This is a genomic window from Halioxenophilus aromaticivorans (assembly GCF_042850945.1).
GTDB classification, from domain to species: Bacteria; Pseudomonadota; Gammaproteobacteria; order Pseudomonadales; family Cellvibrionaceae; genus Halioxenophilus; species Halioxenophilus aromaticivorans.
This window is the reverse complement of the sequence record NZ_AP031496.1, coordinates 4,089,017-4,108,949: the sequence shown is the minus strand read 5'-3', so window position 1 is coordinate 4,108,949 and position 19,933 is coordinate 4,089,017. Positions and strand designations below refer to the sequence as shown.

General features: G+C 49.8%; 18 protein-coding genes. 11 read left to right on the top strand and 7 right to left on the bottom strand.

The annotated features are described in order from the left end of the window. Window positions 1–20: 20 nt before the first annotated feature. The 8 genes from ACGHM3_RS17620 to ACGHM3_RS17585 all read left to right on the top strand — a co-directional run bounded on the left by ACGHM3_RS17620 (window position 21) and on the right by ACGHM3_RS17585 (window position 6,823). A complete protein-coding gene (locus ACGHM3_RS17620) occupies window positions 21–1,037 on the top strand; it encodes an NADP-dependent oxidoreductase (protein ID WP_345425825.1) in 1,017 nt (338 codons plus the stop codon). Window positions 1,038–1,072: 35 nt separating this feature from the next. After that, on the top strand, window positions 1,073–1,435 hold the full coding sequence (locus tag ACGHM3_RS17615) for an EthD domain-containing protein (RefSeq protein ID WP_345425822.1): 363 nt from the start codon (window positions 1,073–1,075) through the stop codon (window positions 1,433–1,435). Between the two features lie 56 nt (window positions 1,436–1,491). Next, window positions 1,492–2,958, top strand: coding sequence for an FAD-dependent oxidoreductase (locus ACGHM3_RS17610; protein ID WP_345425818.1), 1,467 nt, complete (start codon window positions 1,492–1,494; stop codon window positions 2,956–2,958). Next, on the top strand, window positions 2,955–3,770 hold the full coding sequence (locus ACGHM3_RS17605; protein ID WP_345425815.1) for a ThuA domain-containing protein: 816 nt from the start codon (window positions 2,955–2,957) through the stop codon (window positions 3,768–3,770). Before ACGHM3_RS17610 ends, ACGHM3_RS17605 begins: the two co-directional genes overlap by 4 nt. 22 nt (window positions 3,771–3,792) lie before the next feature. Continuing rightward, a complete protein-coding gene (locus tag ACGHM3_RS17600) occupies window positions 3,793–4,242 on the top strand; it encodes an SRPBCC family protein (protein ID WP_345425812.1) in 450 nt (149 codons plus the stop codon). Between the two features lie 8 nt (window positions 4,243–4,250). Continuing rightward, entirely contained in the window at window positions 4,251–5,105 is an 855-nt protein-coding gene (locus ACGHM3_RS17595; RefSeq protein WP_345425809.1) for a TIM barrel protein, read from the top strand. Between the two features lie 180 nt (window positions 5,106–5,285). After that, window positions 5,286–5,612: a putative quinol monooxygenase gene (locus tag ACGHM3_RS17590; RefSeq protein ID WP_345425806.1), complete on the top strand. Its 327-nt coding sequence runs from the start codon at window positions 5,286–5,288 to the stop codon at window positions 5,610–5,612. A 38-nt stretch (window positions 5,613–5,650) separates the two neighbouring features. Next, the gene (locus ACGHM3_RS17585) at window positions 5,651–6,823 is read left to right on the top strand and encodes an SRPBCC family protein (RefSeq protein WP_345425803.1); all 1,173 of its coding nucleotides are present in this window, start codon (window positions 5,651–5,653) and stop codon (window positions 6,821–6,823) included. Window positions 6,824–6,910: 87 nt separating this feature from the next. Here ACGHM3_RS17585 and ACGHM3_RS17580 read toward each other — a convergent pair whose 3' ends face one another. Genes ACGHM3_RS17580 through ACGHM3_RS17570 form a run of 3 tightly spaced genes read right to left on the bottom strand, consistent with a single transcriptional unit; the run spans window position 6,911 to window position 9,759 of the window. Then, complete coding sequence (locus ACGHM3_RS17580) at window positions 6,911–7,489, bottom strand: TetR/AcrR family transcriptional regulator (protein WP_345425800.1); 579 nt, start codon at window positions 7,487–7,489, stop codon at window positions 6,911–6,913. Window positions 7,490–7,528: 39 nt separating this feature from the next. Continuing rightward, the gene (locus ACGHM3_RS17575; protein WP_345425797.1) at window positions 7,529–7,966 is read right to left on the bottom strand and encodes a hypothetical protein; all 438 of its coding nucleotides are present in this window, start codon (window positions 7,964–7,966) and stop codon (window positions 7,529–7,531) included. 5 nt (window positions 7,967–7,971) lie between these two features. Next, window positions 7,972–9,759: an FAD-dependent oxidoreductase gene (locus ACGHM3_RS17570; RefSeq protein WP_345425793.1), complete on the bottom strand. Its 1,788-nt coding sequence runs from the start codon at window positions 9,757–9,759 to the stop codon at window positions 7,972–7,974. Window positions 9,760–10,046: 287 nt separating this feature from the next. Between ACGHM3_RS17570 and ACGHM3_RS17565 the strand changes: the two genes are divergently transcribed. Beyond that, on the top strand, window positions 10,047–10,376 hold the full coding sequence (locus tag ACGHM3_RS17565; RefSeq protein WP_345425790.1) for a Rieske 2Fe-2S domain-containing protein: 330 nt from the start codon (window positions 10,047–10,049) through the stop codon (window positions 10,374–10,376). A 106-nt stretch (window positions 10,377–10,482) separates the two neighbouring features. Here the strand turns inward: ACGHM3_RS17565 and ACGHM3_RS17560 are convergent, their stop codons facing one another. Beyond that, window positions 10,483–12,915 (bottom strand): TonB-dependent receptor domain-containing protein, encoded by a 2,433-nt coding sequence (locus ACGHM3_RS17560; RefSeq protein ID WP_345425787.1) that lies wholly within the window; start codon window positions 12,913–12,915, stop codon window positions 10,483–10,485. A 516-nt stretch (window positions 12,916–13,431) separates the two neighbouring features. On the opposite strand from ACGHM3_RS17560, the gene ACGHM3_RS17555 reads away from it, so the two are divergent. Beyond that, a complete protein-coding gene (locus ACGHM3_RS17555; protein ID WP_345425784.1) occupies window positions 13,432–14,445 on the top strand; it encodes an NADP-dependent oxidoreductase in 1,014 nt (337 codons plus the stop codon). Window positions 14,446–16,208: 1,763 nt separating this feature from the next. On the opposite strand, the gene ACGHM3_RS17550 is transcribed toward ACGHM3_RS17555, so the two are convergent. From ACGHM3_RS17550 to ACGHM3_RS17540, 3 genes are all read right to left on the bottom strand, one after another. Continuing rightward, a complete protein-coding gene (locus ACGHM3_RS17550) occupies window positions 16,209–17,033 on the bottom strand; it encodes an SDR family NAD(P)-dependent oxidoreductase (RefSeq protein WP_345425781.1) in 825 nt (274 codons plus the stop codon). Window positions 17,034–17,112: 79 nt separating this feature from the next. Continuing rightward, window positions 17,113–18,306: a thiolase family protein gene (locus tag ACGHM3_RS17545; RefSeq protein WP_345425778.1), complete on the bottom strand. Its 1,194-nt coding sequence runs from the start codon at window positions 18,304–18,306 to the stop codon at window positions 17,113–17,115. Next, on the bottom strand, window positions 18,303–18,701 hold the full coding sequence (locus ACGHM3_RS17540) for an OB-fold domain-containing protein (protein ID WP_345425775.1): 399 nt from the start codon (window positions 18,699–18,701) through the stop codon (window positions 18,303–18,305). Before ACGHM3_RS17540 ends, ACGHM3_RS17545 begins: the two co-directional genes overlap by 4 nt. A gap of 230 nt (window positions 18,702–18,931) precedes the next feature. On the opposite strand from ACGHM3_RS17540, the gene ACGHM3_RS17535 reads away from it, so the two are divergent. Next, window positions 18,932–19,921, top strand: a complete 990-nt coding sequence (locus ACGHM3_RS17535) for a fumarylacetoacetate hydrolase family protein (protein WP_345425772.1) — start codon at window positions 18,932–18,934, stop codon at window positions 19,919–19,921. Window positions 19,922–19,933: the final 12 nt, after the last annotated feature.

Sequence of the window (19,933 nt, the reverse complement as noted above, 5' to 3'; positions counted from 1 at the left end):
CTTAAAGCAGTAGGTAAAGCATGAATACGGTAGTGAATAGGCAGTGGTTATTAAAGCAGCGTCCGGAGCGGGAAGTGGCTCAGGATCATTTCGATTTAGTCACCACAACATTGGAGCCACCAGAATCCGGGCAAGTATTGATTAAAAACGAATTCTTGTCGTTTGAGCCGGCGCAACGGGGATGGTTGAACGACCTGCCCAGCTACATTGCCCCGGTTAAATTGGGTGAGGTTATGCGGGCCATGGCAGTAGGTACGGTGGTTGAGTCCAAGCACCCGGATTACCAAATTGGTGATCGCTTGATGGGAGGCTTTGGCTGGCAAGATTATTATCGCGGTGATGGCCAGGAACTAGTCTTCCCCATTAAAACCGTCCAGCCCGATATCCCCATTAGCTACCCCTTGCACATCTATGGCCTAACCGGCATGACCGCCTATTTCGGATTGTTCGATATAGGCCAACCCAGTAGTGGCGATACCGTGGTAATCAGCGGTGCCGCCGGCGCAACCGGATCGGTGGTTGGGCAAATGGCCAAAATCAAAGGCTGCCGGGTGATAGGTATTGCCGGCGGCGAGAAAAAATGCGCCTGGCTAAAACAAGAGTTGGGGTTTGATGAAGCCATCGACTACCGCAATGAAGACGTGCATCAACGGCTGAATGAGCTGTGCAAAAATAAAATCGATATCTTTTTTGATAACGTGGGCGGAGCCATTCTAGACCAGGCCTTAGTGAATATCGCCATCGGCGCTCGGGTAGTGCTGTGCGGTGGTATTTCCAGTGGTTACCACGGCAAAGAGGTGCCGCCGGGGCCAGCCAATTATATGCAGTTGGTGATTCGACGCTCGCGCATGGAAGGGTTTTTGGTGTTGGACTACCTGGATAAATTCCCGCAAGCCATCGCCGAGATGCAGGGTTGGGTAGACGCCGGTTTAATTAAAGTAAAAGAAGATATCGTTGATGGCCTAGAACAATGCCCCCAAGTACTGGCGGGGTTATTTAAAGGCAATAATTTTGGTAAGCAATTGGTGCGGGTGTAACCACTTGTACCGCGCTAATAATCGGAGCCTAAGCAATGTTTAAAATGATCGGTTTATTAAAACGTAAACCGGGGCTTACCCACCAAGAGTTTAAACAGTATTACGAATCCCACCACCGCGTCATCGGTGAGAAATACCTCACCGGCCGAGCGGTAAAATACGTGCGCCGCTACTTAACCGGCTTTCCGGATATTATTACCGGCAAAACACCCGAGCAGCCCTACGATGTTGTGTTAGAGATTTGGTACCCAGATAAAGCCACCTTTGAGAAAACCAGCGTGGAATTGGCTGCGCCCGAGGTGGCGGCAGAAATAGCCGCCGACGAAGACAAGCTGTTTGATCGAGATAAAAACGCCTTTTTCTATTTGGACGAGCACGAATCTGAATTAACCCGGTAACTAGTCAAACAACTTTTCCAAAAGTTGATCCAAAAATTTATCCAGGGGAGCGACGCATGAATCCGTTTGATGTGATAGATGAAACCTGTGTAACACAATTTGACGATTGTGCCGATGTGATTGTGGTGGGCTTGGGTATTGCCGGCGCCTGTGCCGCGATAGAGGCCAAACGCGCTGGTGGTGATGTGATTGCCGTGGAGCGAGCCAGCGCCGGTGGTGGTGCCAGTGCTCTGTCCTCAGGTTTGTTCTACCTGGGCGGTGGTACGGCTGTACAGCAAGCCTGTGGTTACAGCGACGACGCCCAGAATATGTACCAATTTATGATCGCCAGTATGGGCAGCGACAACGCCCAGGCGGTGCGCCAATACTGTGATCAAAACGTAGAGCATTTTAATTGGCTAGAGCAACAAGGCGTTCCCTTTGAGCGCAGTTGCTACAAAGATAAAGCGGTATTTTTAATGGGCACCGAAGGCCTGCTCAGTACCGGTAATGAAAAAGTTTGGCCCTACAGAGAACTGGCCAGGCCCGTGCCCCGAGGCCATCAGGTAACCGGGGAGGGCGAAAGCACCGGTAACGCAGCCATGCAGCCGTTACTGCAGGTGTGTTCCGAGTTGGGCGTAAGAGGCTATTACGATACGCGAGTACAGGCGCTCATTACCGATCAATCCGGTACGGTTGTTGGCGTTAAAACTCAGCAGGGTGGTGACACTCGCTTCTTAAAAGCGAACAAGGGTGTGGTGCTGGCCACCGGCGGCTTTGCTATGAACCCCGATATGGTGCAGCTGCATTTGCAAGGGCTGAGCGCAACCGCGGAAGCCCTAGGCAGCGCCTACTCTGATGGTAGCGGTATACAACTGGGCGTGGCGGCCGGTGCCGATACTGACGCCATGCAAAACTACATCGCCACTGCCTCTATCTACCCGCCGGGGCAATTAATTAAAGGTATCATCGTTAATGAGAGTGGCCAGCGTTTTGTGGCCGAAGACAGCTACCACGGCCGCACGGCGGAGTTTATCGCCAAGCAAAGTAATCAGCGAGCCTTTTTAATTGTCGACAGCGAAATATTTGCCTATCCAGAGATCGAAACCGCCCGCCACCAATTAATTGATGGCTACGAAACCATCGAGGAGATGGAGCAGGCCCTAGCCATGCCTAAAGATGCCTTGGTGGCCACGCTTAATCAGTACAACACCGCCGCCCGCGATGGCGTAGATCCCGATTTTATGAAACACCCAGAGTGGTTAAAGCCCTTAGACCAAGGCCCCTATGCGGCTTTCTATATTTCTTTCAGCCAGTCTATTTATTTATATATGACACTTGGCGGTTTAAAAACCAACGCCAACGCCCAGGTGCTGAATAGTAAAGGCATTGCCATACCAGGGCTATACGCCGCCGGCGCCTGCAGTGCGCATATTCCCAAGTCGGGCGCCAGCTATGCCAGTGGCATGAGTTTAGGCCCGGGCTCTTTTTTTGGCCGAGTAGCAGGCCGCCATATTATGAGTAGTAACGAGGACACACCATGAGCAAACACGCATCCAGAGCCGGACGAATTAATTGCGTATTAATTGCCAGCGGCGATTGGCACGACATCGATTTTGCCCGCTTAGAATTATTAAAATTACTGGCTGAAGACCAGCGCATACGAGTGCGCGTATTTGAAGACTACGAAAACCTCGAGGCGTTGAACGACGCCGATATGCTCATTACCTACACCTGTAACGTGGTGCCGTCCATGGTCGCCCAAGAAGCGCTGCGCGAGTGGGTAAAAGCCGGCGGCCGTTGGTACGCCTTACACGGCACCAACTCAATTATTCGCTTAATGTCCAGTGGCTTATACGGCACCCCGGATTGGGCGCCGCACTTTGTTGAAACCCTGGGTTCCATGTTCCGCTCGCACCCGCCCATAGCGCCTTATAAAGTGGAAGTGGCCAATGCCGATCACCCTCTAGTGGCCGGCATAGAGCCTTTTGAAAGCACCGATGAGTTATACCTAATGCAAACCTATGGTGACCTGGATGTGCTGCTGGATGCCGAATTTGAAGGCGAGGCTCCAGGCTTTGAGGAAGACCAATGGCAGCACGGTCGACACCCGGTGTTTTACATCCACAACATGGGCGAAGGGGCAGTACTCTATTTAACCCTGGGCCACTGCCGCCACCATTTTGATATGCAACCGCTACTGGATTATTGGCCAACCGTAGACCGCTGCGCTTGGGATTTGCCTGTGTTCTACACATTGCTTCGCCGGGGCATCCAGTGGGCCGTAGAGCCCGTGGATGAAGAAACGTCGGCGGCTTTTGAGCAAGCCAAAAAACAAGCCGCAGAAAACGCATAATACAGAGCCGGGGTAGATAATTATGGAAACCATCGATATACATCACGATCTCAACGCACCAGCGGAGACTGTTTGGGCATTTTTAGAAAACTACGCTGATATTCAAGCTTGGTGGCCCAAAGATGGGCCGGTGGATATCGACCGCGTGGAGATAGAAGGCGAAGGCGTTGGCTTAATTCGCCATATCTATAACCACGGCATGCCCAATGCGGTAAGCGAACAATTGGACTACCTAGACCCAGCCAATCGCACGCTGAAGTTATCCATCGTGTGTGATCGCCCGGCCGGCTTGCTGCAATACCGAGCCACTGGCAAGGTAACCGAATTGAACGAAGACCGCTGCCGGTTAACCTACCACTCCGAGTTTGAAACTGAGCCGGGCCGAGTAGAAGAAGCCCGTGGCTTTTTGTTGGCCGCCTACCAATTAATGTTTACCGGCTTAGAGCAGGCAGCCCAGCGCCAGCTTGCTTGAACCGAGTTATGGAATACTCCCTTTGGCCGGCCTGTGTGAAAACACACAGCTACGCCCAACAATTAGCCGCCGCTCGGGCCGGGGGGTTCACCCATCTGCCCATTGGCGGCTTCACCATAAGGCAGCTGTTGCAGTCCCAGTCCCTAAACGATATTCGGAGACAAGCGCTGGACGCCGGTGTTCAGCTTGGCCATTACGACGGCTTTACCGATTGGGCACCCGTACGCTTTGATCCTAGCCTACCCGAGGCCGCCCAGGCGGTGTTTGATTTCAGCGCCGAGCAATGTTTGGAATACTGTAATCAACTGGGCCTGAAGAGCATCTGCGCTACGGGGGCGTTTTTGTTGGGCCAGTTTTCGGTAAACCAGTTGAGTGATGGCTTTGCCGCATTCTGCTTAAAGGCCGCCGAATTCAACATTCGTGTTGATTTAGAGTTTATCCCCATGTGGGGCGTTGCCAATCTCAACCTGGCCTGGCGCATTGTGCAGGCCTCCGGTGCAGCAAACGCAGGGATCCTATTTGATACATGGCATTTTTTACGTGGCGATGCCGATTTCACATTGCTTAGCCAGCTGCCCAGCGATGCCATCACCTGTGTGCAATTGGCCGACGCCGCCCATTCCACTAAGCACATGCCACTCATGGAAGACTGCTTGGGCTATAGGAGGCCTCCGGGGGAGGGTGATTTACCTCTGGCTAAGGTTGGCGAAATATTGCGCAAACAGGTGCGTGTGCACAGCATCGGGCCGGAGGTGTTTTCGAATGTGCTTGACCGTCTGGAAGCCGAGCAAGCCGCCCGGCGCGTGGCCAAAGCGTGCCAGGCAACGTTTCCCGAATACGATTGGCCCGCTGGTGCGGACTAGTGCGCTGCTTCAAATGCTTGCTGGGGCTCGCGTTTTATAATTGCCAATGGTGGGTTCCAACCTAACAAGAGCACTAACTAATCAGAGAGGTTCAGATACGGCCCGGCCCAGGGTTATACTGTTGCTCAGCTGATGTATTTCAATCCTTACCGAGCCAAATAAATATAAGAGGTTGCTCACATGATTGCTGTTTCTGCCCGCGTATTACTTGCCAGCCCACAGGATACCGAACGCTTTTGCGAGCTGGCCGTTGGTTTAATTGAACCTACCCGCCAAGAGCCCGGTTGTACTCTCTATGCCATGGCCCGAGATATCGCTGATGACTGCGTGGTGTGGATTAGCGAAGAGTGGGACAGCAATGCCCATTTGGATGCTCACCTGCGCACAGACCATATCGCCCAGTTTTTAGGTGAATTGGCCAACGTGAATATCGTTTCTATGGAAGACAAAAAATACGAGGTTTCCAGCGTGGGGCATGTGGAAATGCCGCCCGCCACTAACGCGTAACAAGTAAAATAATAAGTCGTAAGAGGCGATAATAACCCATGTCTATCCAAGAAAATTATAACCGCATTATTACTCGTATGATCGAGCACGTAGATGATGGCACCACAGACCAGGCTGACTCTACCATGCAAGTGCCCGTTGATTCCTACCTTAACGAGGATCAATATCAGCGAGAAATGGAGCTAATTTTCCGCAGAAAACCGGTCTTGATTGGTCTCTCCCACGAGCTGCCTAAGCCGGGTGACTACAAAACCATTACCTTTTTGGATAAGCCCCTGTTGGTGGTGCGTCAGCGTGATGGCTCGGCCAAAGTGATGTTGAACGTTTGTCCGCACCGGGGCATGAAGATCGCAACCGAAGACTGCGGCCACAAAGCGGTGTTTAGTTGCCCTTATCACGGCTGGAGTTTCAGCGGCGATGGTAGCTTGCGCGGCGTTGCCGATCGAGAAAAGTTTGGCGAGGTGGATAAAACCGATTTGGGGCTAACCCAGCTGCCAACTTACGAACGCGCGGGTTTGATCTTCGCGGTGTTAACCCCCGGTTTAGAAGTCGATTTTGAGGCCTTTTTAGGCGGAATGATCGAAGACGTAGAATTGTTGGATTTTGCCAACTACACCTACTACGGCCAGCGCGATATGCATGGCGCCAACTGGAAAGTCGCCTACGACGGCTACCTAGAGGGTTATCATTTTGCGGCGGCTCACCCGGATACTATCTTTCCGCGTACCTTCTCCAATATTATGGAGTTTGACTGCTACGGGCCGCATATTTTAATTGGTTTCCCGCAACGTTGTATTGGCCAATTAAAAGAGGTACCGGAAAGCGAACGGCACAAACACGAGAATCAGGGCTACGATTTTATTCGTACCTTTTTCCCTAACGTGTCTATATTCGTAGCGCCGGAATTAACCCAAATTGCCCAGATTATTCCCGGCCCAACGCCGGCGGAAAATCGGACTGTGGTGTACTACCTCAACAAAGACAACATCGAAGGCGAAGCGCGAGAAGAGCTTATTAAAACCATTGATTGGATTTGGAAGGTGGTGGAAGAAGAGGATTATGGATTAGGGCTTAAAGTGCAACAAGGCCTTGAATCCGGGGCCATCAAAAACGTGGTTTTTGGTCGCAACGAACGCGGTAACCAGTACTTTCACAACTGGGTTAACTATCTGCTAGCCGACGATCCAACAACCGAGCCACCAGTAATGTAAGAGGCTTGGCCAGAATTTAGTGTGCGTGGTGTAACTGCTAACTCTACCGGCTTCGGCCGGTTTTTTTTGGCCTAAATTAACCCAAGATTATTGAACTAACTTAAGCTCTGCTTCCAGTGTTGCGAGCTGTTTCTCCGCCGTCCACATCTCTGGCTGCTGTAAAGCCAAGCAAGCAATACCATCTACCAAATATTGTGCTCGTGTTGCCAGTGCGTTGATGTCAGCTCGGCCAGACAGTTCACCACGAGCGTCTGCCGCATGGTAGACCCGGCTAAATAAATTTAATGAGTCTTCGACGCCTCGGCTTTGTTCTTGTTTCAGGTTGGGGTTCTCAGTCACCATTCCCCAAAAACCAAACCATACCTTCCATTCGGTTTGGCGATCTTCCGTAGTGGGAAAGCACTGGCTGATGCATTGCAAGGGGCCTGCCTCGGCGGCGAGTTGTTGCTCCACTCGGCTGGTGGAGCGCAGCCGTGCGTTCACATAGGTGAAGGTCATTAGCTCCAGTTTGTTTTGAAAATAGTGGGTAATGACTGTTGGGCTAAAACCCGCCACCTTGCCAACTTCGCGAATGGTTACTGCTTGCACGCCGGTTGCGGCTACAATACTTTCTACCGCCTGGGCGATCTCCAGGCGGCGTTGGTCGTGATCAATAATGGCGGGCATAGCGTATTCCAAACAACATTTGGCTGCAGTTTAGCTTGGTTAGTTGTTTTGCGCACCTTGGCTAATCCAGGTTTCAATTAATTGCAGTTGCTTACTGGATAATGGCGGAGCCATATAGGGCATACGGTCGCCTATGCCGCCGGCCTCGGCTTGGCTGCCTTGTAGCTTGTGCACAATATAGCTTTCACTGGGGGCGCCGGGGTTTACTCGTAGCAAATTACTTTGCACCGAGCGTTGGTTGACTAAAGAGTCATAGGCGCTATTAGGCGTTAACGCCATATTGCCGGGTTCGTTACCGGTAATATGGCAAACGGCGCAGCGACGCTTAAGAATTGGCACCACCTTTTTATTAAAAGACACTTCCTCGGCCGCCGCAGAGGTGGTGGCTTCTGTTACTGATGAAGATGCATTGGCAAACTGGGCCAAGGGCACCGCCAATGCGATACCCAGTGAGCCCAAGAGTTGTAGTCTTAGCATGCCTATTAAACCTCTTTTACCGGCTCTTTTAAGGCGTTGGTGGCGGCAATGTAGGCATAGGTCATGGCTGGGCCGATAGTGGCGCCGGCGCCGTAGTAGGCGTTATGTGACGGGCTGGCGATGCAGTTTCCGGCTCCGTACAAACCGGCAATGGCCTGGCCTTGGTCGTCTACCACTTGGGCCTTGTCGTTTGTCACCGGGCCGCCGTTGGTATCCAGCACTCCTGGGGCCAATATTATGGCGTAGTAAGGGCCTTTATCGCTGAAGGGGTGTAAGGTGCTATTGGGGTAGGGGTTTTCTTTATGGCCCTTGCCGGTTTGGAACATGGTCCATACCGGGTGCCATTCACGGTCGTAGTCGTAATCCCCTCGTTGGAACTCTTCATCCTTGCCAGCTTTGGCGTAACCGTTAAAGTTCTCTATGGTTTTGCTTAGGCCTTTGGCAAAGCTGTCGTCCAGTTGGAAATTGCCGGTATGGGCGCTGAATTTATCCAGTCGTTTACGAATATTTTTAGCCAGGTCTTGCCAATTTTTACCGCCAATCACGTGGCTAGCATCACTGCTAACCGGCGGTAGGCCGTTATCTTTACCGGTGGTTTCGGCCACGCGGGCGTCATAAATCATCATTAATAACTGATTGGGATAATCGGCGTTGGTTTCATCAAACACCATATGCACGCGGGTGCGATCGTTGTAGTTGCGGTGTTCGTTTACCACCCGCTTACCAAATTTATTCACCAGCACCATGGAATCGCCTGGCGGCACAAACATGCCCGTGCCCACGGCTCGGTTTTCCAGGGCTTGGTCTAACACCACCTGGCCGCGCCAGCCGCCACCTAAATTACCCAGTTGTGCTTTTAGGGGTTTAACAAGAGAAATAAAATCACCGGTGGCGGCCTGCTGGGCGCAGGAGCCATAGGCAAAAACATCTTGGTTTTCACGCAGGAGCTGTTCGTTGTGAGCAAAGCCGCCGGTACCAAATATAACGGCCTTACGGGCACGAATGGTTTTCTCGATGCCGGCATGATTCACCTTAACGCCGACCACTTCTCCCTTGCTCTGAATTATTTCGGTTACCGGGGCCTCGGTCATAATGTTAACACCGCGCTCGGCTAACCAGTTTTCATACTGTTCGATCATGCCAAATCCCCACGCTGCGTTGCCGTCTTCATCGTACACGGTCAACGGTCGGCCAGCCGGCACCTTGTTCTCTGGTACGTGCTCTAAGTAATCCGGTGCTGGTTTGTCCAAATCCCACAGGCGCCACTCGCCAACATTAAGGGCTCCCTGCTCACGGATAAAATCCACCATGTCCGATCCGTTATCGTAAAAGGCGGCAATTTTGGCGTAGTCTGCCTCGGGTAAACCCAGGTTTTTGGCCTTGGCGTCAAAGGCGGTAGGGTAGGAGTAACGACACAGATATTCCAAGCACTCGTCACGTTTGTCGTCAATGCCGCGGGCTTTTAGGCCGTAATGATTTGGTATCCAAAATACAGCGCCGGATTTAGCCGTGGTACCACCGGCCACTGGGGCCTTCTCAACAACCATAACCTTGGCACCACCGGCGGTAGCGGTAACGGCGGCGGTGAGGGCCGCTGCGCCACTGCCCACACAAACGATGTCGGTTTCGGCATCCCAGTGTTTGGGTAGGCCGGTTTGGCTTTGTGCTTGTGCCTGGCTAGTTACCGATATTCCTGCAACGGTGGCTCCTAAGGCTGCCGTGGAGCCAATGCCGGCAAGTAGCTTGCGGCGAGAAATTTGAGGCTCGGTTTTATGGTCGTCTTGCTTAGACATAAGAAACTCCTGATTTTTTATTGTTATAGAACGGGCTGATATTAAAGATGAGTATCGCTAGGGCCTCAGGCGATTATCGCCATTGGGATAATTATGATTTGGCCCAATGATTTATTTTTTACGCTTGTTCTAAAAAAATGTCAAGCGAGTCCATAGCTAGCTGGTGATTGAGCTAGGTTCTAGCGATTCAAAATAAAAGACAGTCCAGACTGTTTGTGATAGTCTGTGCAGGCGAAATGGGCAATGCCCGGTAAAACAATAATTAATTCTCGTAATAGGTGGTTCTAATGAATTCAGAGTACACTCGTCTCTTCCCCGTGGCAGATTTATCCCCAGGCCAAGCTAAGGCAGTAGAAATCGATGGGGTAGATTTGTTGGTGTGCAATGCTAAAGGCGATTTTTACGCGGTGCAAAATATGTGTACCCATCAAAAAGCGAAATTAGAAGGCGGCCGCATCCGCAATTGTTTTATCTCCTGCCCCGTACACGGTGTCATGTTCGATTTAAAAACAGGTGTTCCCAAAGGTACAATGACAACCATACCGCTAAAAACCTACGATCTACGTGTGGTGGATGAGCATCTAGAGGTTTGCGTAAAAGATAATACCTTGGCTTAGTCGCTATTTCCGTCAGAGCAATCGGACTAAAGCCAAGAGCTTTAAAAACCACAAAAAAGCGCAGGCACCGGAATGCCTGCGCTTTTTAGCTTTCTAAGTGAAATGCCTAGTCAAAACGATAGGTTAACTGCACTGCAACAGTTCTGGGCAGAGAAGTGAAGCCTAATTGATCGGCGTATTCACCACCGGCAACCGGTGTGCTTGGGCCGTCCACTACGCCCGAGACAATATGCTCATCGGTTAGGTTTTTACCCAACAATTGCAATTGCCACTGACGATCCACGCCGGCCAAATACATACTGGCGTTCAGCGTCGTGTAGGCATCGCGTTGCGCGTAAGGATTGGCAAAAGCCGATGGGTTGGTTTCGTCGGTGTAAAGCGCGTCGGCGCTAATGCCGTACTCCCAGCCATTTTCCAGTGTGTTGTCGTAATTGATGCCCAAGGAGAAAGTCCAGTCCGGCGCCATTGCTGTGGGTTCGTCACTGATATCTTGGCCAGGTGTACCATTGGTACCAGGAACCGTTGTGTTACAACCCAGTTCAGCAGTTTGTCCCGCCCAACAAGGCGCGATAAAGTTATCGTAAAGAGCTTTGTTGTACGCCACTGTGCTGCGTACGCTTAGTCCAGGGATAGCGTAGGGGGCATATTCGGTATCGAATTCAAACCCTTGGGTAGTCGCGGCACCGGCGTTAAGAGTAATGAATGCGAAGGTTGGCGAGTTAAAGAAATCCACCTGTAGGTCTTCGTATTCGTAGGCGTACACAGTAAAGTTCAGTCGTAATTGATTTTCCATCAGTGTTGACTTTAAGCCGGCTTCAAGGCCTTCGGCGGTTTCCGGGTCGAACGTAAAGTCGGACTCAGATCCGCCCATAAAATCGGCTGAGTAAATACCACTGTTGGAGAAGCCACCGGATTTATACGCGGTTTTATAGGCTACGTAACCCAACACGTCGTCGTTAATTTGCCAGCTAAGGGTTGCCTCGGGTGACCACTCGGTAAATTCTTGGTCGCCCACAGCCACTTCATTGGTGCGCCAAATACCGCCCAGGCCGGGGTTGTTGTAGGGGTGTACAAACTCTGATTCTTTGGTTTCGTCGCTGTAGCGTGCACCCAAGCTCAGTTCTACGGTTTCAGACACATCAAACATCAACTGGAAGAATGGAGAAATGGTTTCCCCATCGGTAAAGCTGCTTTTTTGGTTGGCCACATGTACCAAGCTTGGGTCTGGTGCCAGGCTATTCATAAGCCCTGCAGTAGCAACCCATTGATCGAATTCGCGTTCGGTTTTCTGGTACAGAATTCCCAGTAAAAAGTTGAACTTGCCGTCAAAATCGCTGGACAGTCGCAATTCTTCAGAAAGGGCATTCCATGTACTTTCTTCGGTGGCAAAGGTGGCTGTAGGGAAAGACTGGAAATCACCGGATAAACCAAATGTATTGGTATTCTCTTGATAATTACTTACCGAGGTGATTGTCAGGTTATCCAGTGCGTACTCGATATTGGCGGTAAACGAGGTGGATTCGTACTCGTTAAACAGATCACCATTGCTGCGAGCATTGGGCAAGCTATTGGCCAATATTGATGGCATGCGGTTTTGAGTAATCACAAAGTTATCGCCGCAACGCAAGCTAGGGTTTAGGCCTCCCACACCGCCGGGGCAGTTAAAATGAGTGTAGTTCCAAGAGGAATTGGTAACCTCGGATTCACTCATCGCGGCAACAAACGTCATGGATAGGTCGTCCGTTGGGTCCGCCGTAACGGTCAATCGGGCAAGGGTTTCTTCTTCGCCCGGCGCATCGCGGTTATCTGCCGGTGCGGTATCGGAAACGATATTACCGGTAGCTACGTCAAAGGCATTGTAGGGTTGGGTAGTGGATTTATTGTCAAAGTAGCCGCCGTCCATATCGCTGTAACGCACGGCGAGGCGAACACCAACGCTGTCGCTAATGGGCGACGAAATTACCCCCTCAATTCGGGTTTGTTCTGCCTGGGTTTCGTAGGCGGCCTTGATTGTCGCCTCGAATTCGTCGGTGGGTTTAGCGGTGGTGAGTGATATCACGCCGGCGGTGGCGTTTTTACCAAAGAATAGCGACTGTGGCCCCTTGAGTAATTCAATTTGGGCGAGGTCGAACATGCCTTCGTTTAAGACCCGGCCTTGGCCGTAGTAAACGCCGTCTAATATCACAGCTACCGATTGTTCAATACCGATACTGGTGGAGCTGGAGCCGATGCCTCGCAGGGTCATCTGCGCGCCGGAGCCATTGGACGAGCGGCCGACGAAAAACTGGGGTGAAATGGCGGCAATTTTTTCCAGGCTCGAAACATCGAACTTCTGAATTCTATCCTGTGATATAGCCGTCACAGTTACTGGAGCATCTTGCATGGTTTCTTCCCGTTTACGGGCAGTAACAACCACTTCTTCCAGGCCGCCGCGAGCTGAGGGTTGGTTTTCGCTTTGGGCAAAGGTGTGTGTAAAGGGAGCAATAGTCATGGTTGTGCACGTCGCCATGGCGATATGCAGCGAGAGTTTGTTCTTCATTTCAAGAACCCCGTTGTTATTAAATTTATTGCGAGATATTGCGGTTTATTGTTAGTTTCTGAGGCCGTTAATTTATCGTTATAAAAATCTCTAGCTTGGCTAAACGGCAAAATTACTCTATCACCAAGATTCAAAAAAACCAACAAACATGTTTTTTACCTATAAAAAAGGGCTGCTATATTTAGTGGCTTCTTAAACCAAAACGAAATAAAAACTCAAATAACTATATTTTAATTGCGAAGAAAGCCGCGATATGCCAACTTGCGGGTATAGTACTCATGTAAACTTACTCAATAAGAGGGCGGCACGGTTGCGGGCGGAATACACACCTTGGGCCTAACTATTCGGTGAGGTGGAACAAAGCCAGCTGGCACAGTAAAGTAGTAGAGAATGGTGTGTTTATCGTTAAGCCTAATCGTTAGGCCCGAGCGCTTGGCTTAATGGCTTGGTTTAATAGATTGGCTTATTAGATAGACACATACTCAAACAACTATAAAAGTAAAAAGAAGCCATACTATGCCCGTAAATCGTCAAATAACACTGGCCTCCTTAATTCACGGTAACCCCACACCGGAACACTTCAAATTGGTAGAAAGCGCTATGCCCTCTATTGAAGAAGGTGAGTTCTTGGTGCGTAACTTGTATTTGTCGTTAGAGCCGGCCATTCGCGGTTGGTTGGAAGGCAAAGAATCCTACTTCCCGCCCATCCCCATTGATGGTGTTATAAAGGGCCCAACCGTGGGTCGCGTGGTGGAATCCAAAAACAGCCAGTATCAACCCGGCGATATTATTTTCGCGTTGAACCGTTGGGAAGACTATTCCGTGGTGGATGAGTCGGCGATTTTACTGGAAAAACTGTCCCCCAAAGAGGGCATCCCGCTGTCCTATTACGTGGGGCCGTTGGGAGGTTCTGGCACAACTGCTTACTGCGGCCTGCATGAAGTTGGCCAAATCCAAGCAGGGCAAACCGTGGTGGTAAGTGCTGCGGCGGGTGCAACCGGCAGTATGGTGGGTCAAATTGCCAAGCAGCGGGGCTGCCGAGTGATTGGATTTGTGGGCTCGGACGCAAAAGCCAAATTGATTACCGAAGAATTTGGTTTTGATGCCGCCATCAATTACAAAACCGCCCCAGATCTAGCTGCAGCGGTAAACGAGCTGGTGCCCGACGGTGTAGATGTTTACTACGATAACGTTGGCGGCGCGATTCTTAATGCCATGCTAACCACCATGAAGGTATACGGACGAATCGTGTGTTGCGGCATGATTGCCGACTACAATCAAACCGACAACCGTAACCCCATTACCAATTTGTGGGAGGTGGTCGCTCGGCAACTTACCATGCAAGGCTTCTTGCAATTCACCTATCACGACAAGGTGCCAGCGGCACTGGCAGAACTGGAAGGCTGGATAAAATCCGACAAAATTAAAGTGGTGGAAGATATCACCGAGGGCTTGGCCAACACGCCACAGGCGTTTGGCCGATTGATGTCCGGCGCTACCACGGGTAAAGCTTTAGTGAAGGTAGACTAACCTTCTTCTTGTTGTTAAAACTGCCGAAGTCTGGTTTTTAATTTACCGTTTCTTCGGCCACTAACAGCACCCGCTGATAACGCGTTAGCGGGTGTGTTCCGCTATGGCTCACCTGTACATTAGTATGAAAATCATTAATTAACTCGAAGTATTAATCACTTCGTATATGAAATTCAGTAGCCAATAGTATTTGAAGCTGAAAATTCTCTTATTGCCATAGTTCCATAGGCGATGTACAGTTTTCAGGCGGGCCTCGCCATTCTAAATGGCCAACAACTATCGTTTTGTGATCACCACATTGGCCAAAGTGAATTTCGTAAGTACTGCCTGTGGGTTTTCGTTAAGCCATTATATCGAACTTTACGATAGCCGAATTGGTGGTAGATTACTCAAAATAAGTGCTCGACTCCCGGTCAAATTTTGGTTTTGTGGAGATTCGCTCAAAGGGTATTTTTTTCGCCCTCGATTGTGCGTAAAATTCCCTGCGTCTTCCACTTTGGCTTTTATTTGCGCCCTTTGGCCTATATAAGCTGAAATTCAGTAGATGCGTTTCTCGCTGCAAAGCAATAAATCTGCAAGCACTTTTAAGTCATGAACTCTCATGAAAATCATATCGACGGAATGGATTAGCATCATTTGGCTATCTACGACAACATACACCTTCATGAAAAAATGTAACTGGTTGGCTGTCGGCGTAGAGTCTATGTCGTGGTCAATCTAACGTTTTTTGTTTTTCATTAAGCACGGTGCAGCGATATTAGTCGCATTCACGATAGTGCCAAGGTTCAGCTTGAGACCATTTTCCTCGAGCTGCACACTCACTAGCTGAAATAAATCGCCACCTAATGAAGGGTCATAACTTAGTGGGCGAAATTTGCAGATGGTGGTTTCGACTTCTACAGGTTTTTTGCCTAAATCGATGTCGACAAATCGGCGGATAGCTCGAGATTTGTAGAGCGCTTCTTACGCTCCGGGATCAGATGCCTCAAACCAATTCTGTGGAAGGTGGGTGTGTAGTAATCTCTCTATCAAAACTGCCGTACGGCCAAATATCGCTGAAGCTTCTGAATGAAAAGATCAATCTCTGTACAAAAACCAACCCTAAGACGAACTTCATTCATTAAATCCGAAAATAGCTATTTACAAGTTTCCTTACGGTATTTTTCGAATCCACTGGTGTCTAGGCTTTGCTGTTTCAAAAATTTGCTAAGCTCAGGTAGGTGGTCTGATTAGCATCTTATTTCTTGTCATTAAATTAAAGTTTCCTATATGTGTTTTCTGTTATATCGATATAAAGGCGGTAGTTGTCCGATAATTTTGAATGGCAAATTTCTGATTTCCATAAACATCGATTTTACCAGAATTAGTGCCTACGGCCACCGACCGCCTCCTATTACCCCGACCCCCTCCTATTAGAAGAAGGCGATAATCTTGTCATTGCTGAATGTTGATTCTTTCATGCGGGGCTCCTGGTAATTATCTCGGGCACATTTAACTCATAATTTGACAGAACTCATAAATCAGTAGATTAGAGAAATTCAATTCAAATGCTCGTGAAGATCTGAACACAATAACCAGATTGATCGTCAGGCCATAATTATAGACTCTAGAAGCCCCGTTTTTTTGATCTGAACTAATTTACTTTAGCCCTTAGATCCATCTTCTTTTGAATTGCGAAAATGTAGGAAGTGAATCTTTGGGCCCAAAAGTTGTATTTCTACAAGCGAAAGCTCGCTGAATTATATTTGCTGTTCGGCGCTAAATTAATCCTCGCCAACATAAGGCGCTGTGTGCTCCCATCGCTCTTCTATATCTCGTTTACGCTGGATGCCAATGCCAGCATTGGTTTCTTCGTCTTGCGGGTGCACAAAGGTCGGGCCGTTGGGTAGCTCTCGCAAGGCGAGTTCTATAATTGTCTTGGCTGGATACACACCAGGAATGGTTTCGGCATCGCTGCCTTCTATTCCGGCACGCTGCATTTCTTTGCGCAATGTGGGTGTGTCGACGACTTGAATTAAAAAATTTAGAACATCCACGCCACTGTCTTTAAGTTCCATCCATAAAGATTCGCCTAAATTCAGCATAAATGCTTTGGTCGCCGTGTACATTGCAAACTTTTTATTACCGCCTAAAGCGGCTTGTGAGCCGATAAATAGAATGCCGCCTCGGCCACGGTTGCTGAGTCGCTTGGCCGCTGCATGAGTAATGCTCATTAGTGAATTAGCGCCAAGGTTGATTAAATCGGTCCACGTCTGTAACGGCGCGTTGATAAAAGTACTGGGGTAGGCCGGGGCGCCCGCGTTGTACACCAGAAGGCCAAGGTCTAAATCTTCAAGGGTAGCCAATGTTTTTTTCACGCCGTCGTTCGTTGATAAATCAGCGCTGATGACCCGAGCTTCAACAGAAAAGCTCGATTCCAATTCGTTTTTCAATGCTTGCAACGCCGCGCTATTGCGGGCCACAAGCACACAATTGAGACCCTGGGCGGCCAGTTGTCGAGCGCACTCGGCGCCAGTGCCGTGTGAGGCGCCAACAATGAGCGCCCAGGGGCCGTATTGAGCAGAAAAGTCTATACTGTTATCGGGCATTTTATTTTCCTTATTGTGTTTAAGTTAGACTGTTTTAAGCTGAGCCTTGAGGTTAAGTAGTTCTTTTTCATCGAGGCTGTTAATCTTTTACCAGCAGTAGGCTGCCGGCCAGTGGGCCACCGCCTGATGCGGCAACGGCGACCTGGTGTGGCTTGATTTGTCGGTCTCCAGCACGCCCCCAAAGCTGTTCACAGGCTTCCATTACATAGCCCAAGCCATGGGTTCTGCCGCCAGACAGTTGGCCACCATTGGTATTGATGGGAAGCTGGCCTTGCCGGCTGATGTTGGCACCAGATTCAATAAATGTTCCGGCTTCACCTGTTGGGCACAGGCCTAAGGCTTCCAGCCACAGTAGAGTGAAGATCGAAAAACCGTCGTATAACTGCGCTTGCTGAACGTCTTCCGGGCGGTAGTCGGTTCTGGACCACATCATGTTGGCCGCATCGATGGCGGCCATACCGGTTAAATCAATTTGATCCCAGCTCCAGGGTTGGTTCAGTGCTGAGCCGATCGCTTCGATACGAATAGGCGCATGCGCCGTGTCTTTCGCGACATCGCTGCGGGAAAGTATTATGGCCGTAGCGGCATCGCAATGAACGTCGCAGTCGTACAATCGCAACGGGGAGGAAATCATTCTGGATTGTAAGTAATCAGGAAGCGTTAACGGTGTGCGAAATACCGCCTTTGGGTTTAAGACGGCATTATCTCTGCAAGTGAGCGCAATTTGGGCCAGTTGCTCTTGGGTCGTTCCGTAAAGATGAAAATGGCGTTGGGCGTACAGTGCGGCTAGGTTAATGGCCGATCGTACATCAAATGGGGTATACCATTGCCAAAAAAAGCTGGTGTCTCGGCCCACGGTTTTATTGTTGAGCGCACTGGCGGTTTTATCGGTTTGTCGCTGGGTTGACTCGGTAATGGCTCTAAAGACTAATACGTGTTTACAAAAGCCGGCGGCAATGGCCATGGCCCCGTTGATCACTCCGGCCAAGGGGCCTGGTCCTTCATAACCGCCGCCAAACCAGTTGACGTTTAAGCCCAGCGTTGAAATTAAGGCGTTAGGGCCGACCGGAGAGAAGGCACTGCCGTTGTTATTATCGCCGGGCCAACAGGCAACGCCATCGATCTCGGCTTTGGTCAAGCCGGCGTCTGCAATGGCTTCCAAGCAGGCGTCCGTGGTTAATTTTAGTGCAGAAAGGTTAGAGGGGCGGCCCACCTCTGATTGCCCGGTTCCAGTGATGGCGACTTTCTTCTCGCCTATATTTGCTACGTTCATTGGTTTACCTCGAACAATGGAATCCAAACATCATCGTGCTGCTCAAAGCAAACCTTTACCGGTAAACCAACACTAAGTGTTTCGGGGTCGCAGTTAATGACGTTGCTAATAAACTGAAGGCCTTGTTGGTCGTCAAGTTCGATAATGGCTATGCTGTATGGCACAGTGAGATCTTTTGCCCAGGGTTGGTAGTTCACCGTGAAGGAAAGAATCCGGCCGTTACCTGAAACGGCTTTTGGGTGGACGGCATCACTGGCACAACTAGGACAAACCGGTCCTGGAGGGTGAAAGTAGCGGTCACATTGGCGACAAAAGTGCATCATAAGTTGGTTGGTTTTCCCTCCTTGCCAGAAGGAGCTGTTTTCGGGAGTTAACGCCGGTAGTTTTCTGGTCATAGTTTGATCGCTAAGCCTGTTTTTATATTGTTTTACCAAGAGTAAAGCATCTTTAACTTATGGTTTGTAGACACAATATACGAATCTGTTTAGTATTTTCCATCAATAATTTTATAAAAATGGTTTTGATTCTCGTAACGTTGCCTGCCTTAAGTGTTAAAAAGCTACACAACAACGAATCAGGCGCATTGATGATCGAGCAGACCAATAACAATCTTCGGGAGTATTAAGTGCGGCTTGTTACCTATCAAGATCAGCAAGGTTTACAGCGTGCGGGCGCTTTTATCGAACAGGATCAGCTGATTGTTGATCTACAGCAAGCAGCCAGTACAAGCGGTACAGCTGGGCCAGAATTTAGTAGCATCCAGAGTCTGCTAGATGCGGGCCAGGGTGCTCTTGCGGCAGCCAGAGCGCTGGTCGCTAAAGCGCCAACGGCTGCGGTAATCGAGCGCGCCACAGTCACACTGTTGGCACCCATTCAGCCGCCACCCCAAATACGGGATTGTTCCTGCTTTGAATTGCATTTACAGCAGTGTTACCAAGCAGCCAGAAGAGCAAAGGTTGCTCGTGAGCCTGATCCGGAAGCCGCCCTCAAAGAAATTGATACCAGCGAAGACGATCGTGTTATCGAGGCGTTTCGCCGCCAGCCCATTTATTACAAGGCAAATCGTTTTGCAGTGATTGGTGCCGATCAAGATGTGATCTGGCCTTCCTACAGCCGTTTGATGGATTTTGAATTAGAACTTGGTTGTTATATTGCTAAAAAAGGTAAAAACATCGCACGAGAAAAAGCGCGAGATTACATTGCCGGCTTTACTATTTTTAATGATATGAGTGCGCGGGATGCGCAGGGACGAGAAATGCCCGGGAAATTAGGTCCCGCTAAAGGAAAAGATTTCGATACAGGCAATGTCATGGGGCCGTGTCTGGTTACCCTTGATGAAATTGAAGATCCGTATAATTTAACTATGATCGCGCGCGTTAATGGTGAAGAGTGGGGTCGCGGTAATACTCGAGAAATGCACTGGCAATTCGAGGATGTAATTGCCCACATTTCGCAAGATGAGACGCTGTATCCTGGAGAAGTTCTGGGCTCTGGAACCGTTGGCAATGGTTGCGGCCTGGAACAATTACGCTATCTCAAGCCAAACGATGTGGTCGAGCTTGAGATTGAACAAATTGGCATTTTGCGAAGTAAAATTATAAAGCCTGAAGGATAATGATCTTACCGT

Coding starts and splice junctions, on each gene's coding strand:
- ACGHM3_RS17620 (WP_345425825.1), top strand. CDS start 21: ATGAATACGGTAGTGAATAGGCAGTGGTTATTAAAGCAGCGTCCGGAG.
- ACGHM3_RS17615 (WP_345425822.1), top strand. CDS start 1,073: ATGTTTAAAATGATCGGTTTATTAAAACGTAAACCGGGGCTTACCCAC.
- ACGHM3_RS17610 (WP_345425818.1), top strand. CDS start 1,492: ATGAATCCGTTTGATGTGATAGATGAAACCTGTGTAACACAATTTGAC.
- ACGHM3_RS17605 (WP_345425815.1), top strand. CDS start 2,955: ATGAGCAAACACGCATCCAGAGCCGGACGAATTAATTGCGTATTAATT.
- ACGHM3_RS17600 (WP_345425812.1), top strand. CDS start 3,793: ATGGAAACCATCGATATACATCACGATCTCAACGCACCAGCGGAGACT.
- ACGHM3_RS17595 (WP_345425809.1), top strand. CDS start 4,251: ATGGAATACTCCCTTTGGCCGGCCTGTGTGAAAACACACAGCTACGCC.
- ACGHM3_RS17590 (WP_345425806.1), top strand. CDS start 5,286: ATGATTGCTGTTTCTGCCCGCGTATTACTTGCCAGCCCACAGGATACC.
- ACGHM3_RS17585 (WP_345425803.1), top strand. CDS start 5,651: ATGTCTATCCAAGAAAATTATAACCGCATTATTACTCGTATGATCGAG.
- ACGHM3_RS17580 (WP_345425800.1), bottom strand. CDS start 7,489: ATGCCCGCCATTATTGATCACGACCAACGCCGCCTGGAGATCGCCCAG.
- ACGHM3_RS17575 (WP_345425797.1), bottom strand. CDS start 7,966: ATGCTAAGACTACAACTCTTGGGCTCACTGGGTATCGCATTGGCGGTG.
- ACGHM3_RS17570 (WP_345425793.1), bottom strand. CDS start 9,759: ATGTCTAAGCAAGACGACCATAAAACCGAGCCTCAAATTTCTCGCCGC.
- ACGHM3_RS17565 (WP_345425790.1), top strand. CDS start 10,047: ATGAATTCAGAGTACACTCGTCTCTTCCCCGTGGCAGATTTATCCCCA.
- ACGHM3_RS17560 (WP_345425787.1), bottom strand. CDS start 12,915: ATGAAGAACAAACTCTCGCTGCATATCGCCATGGCGACGTGCACAACC.
- ACGHM3_RS17555 (WP_345425784.1), top strand. CDS start 13,432: ATGCCCGTAAATCGTCAAATAACACTGGCCTCCTTAATTCACGGTAAC.
- ACGHM3_RS17550 (WP_345425781.1), bottom strand. CDS start 17,033: ATGCCCGATAACAGTATAGACTTTTCTGCTCAATACGGCCCCTGGGCG.
- ACGHM3_RS17545 (WP_345425778.1), bottom strand. CDS start 18,306: ATGAACGTAGCAAATATAGGCGAGAAGAAAGTCGCCATCACTGGAACC.
- ACGHM3_RS17540 (WP_345425775.1), bottom strand. CDS start 18,701: ATGACCAGAAAACTACCGGCGTTAACTCCCGAAAACAGCTCCTTCTGG.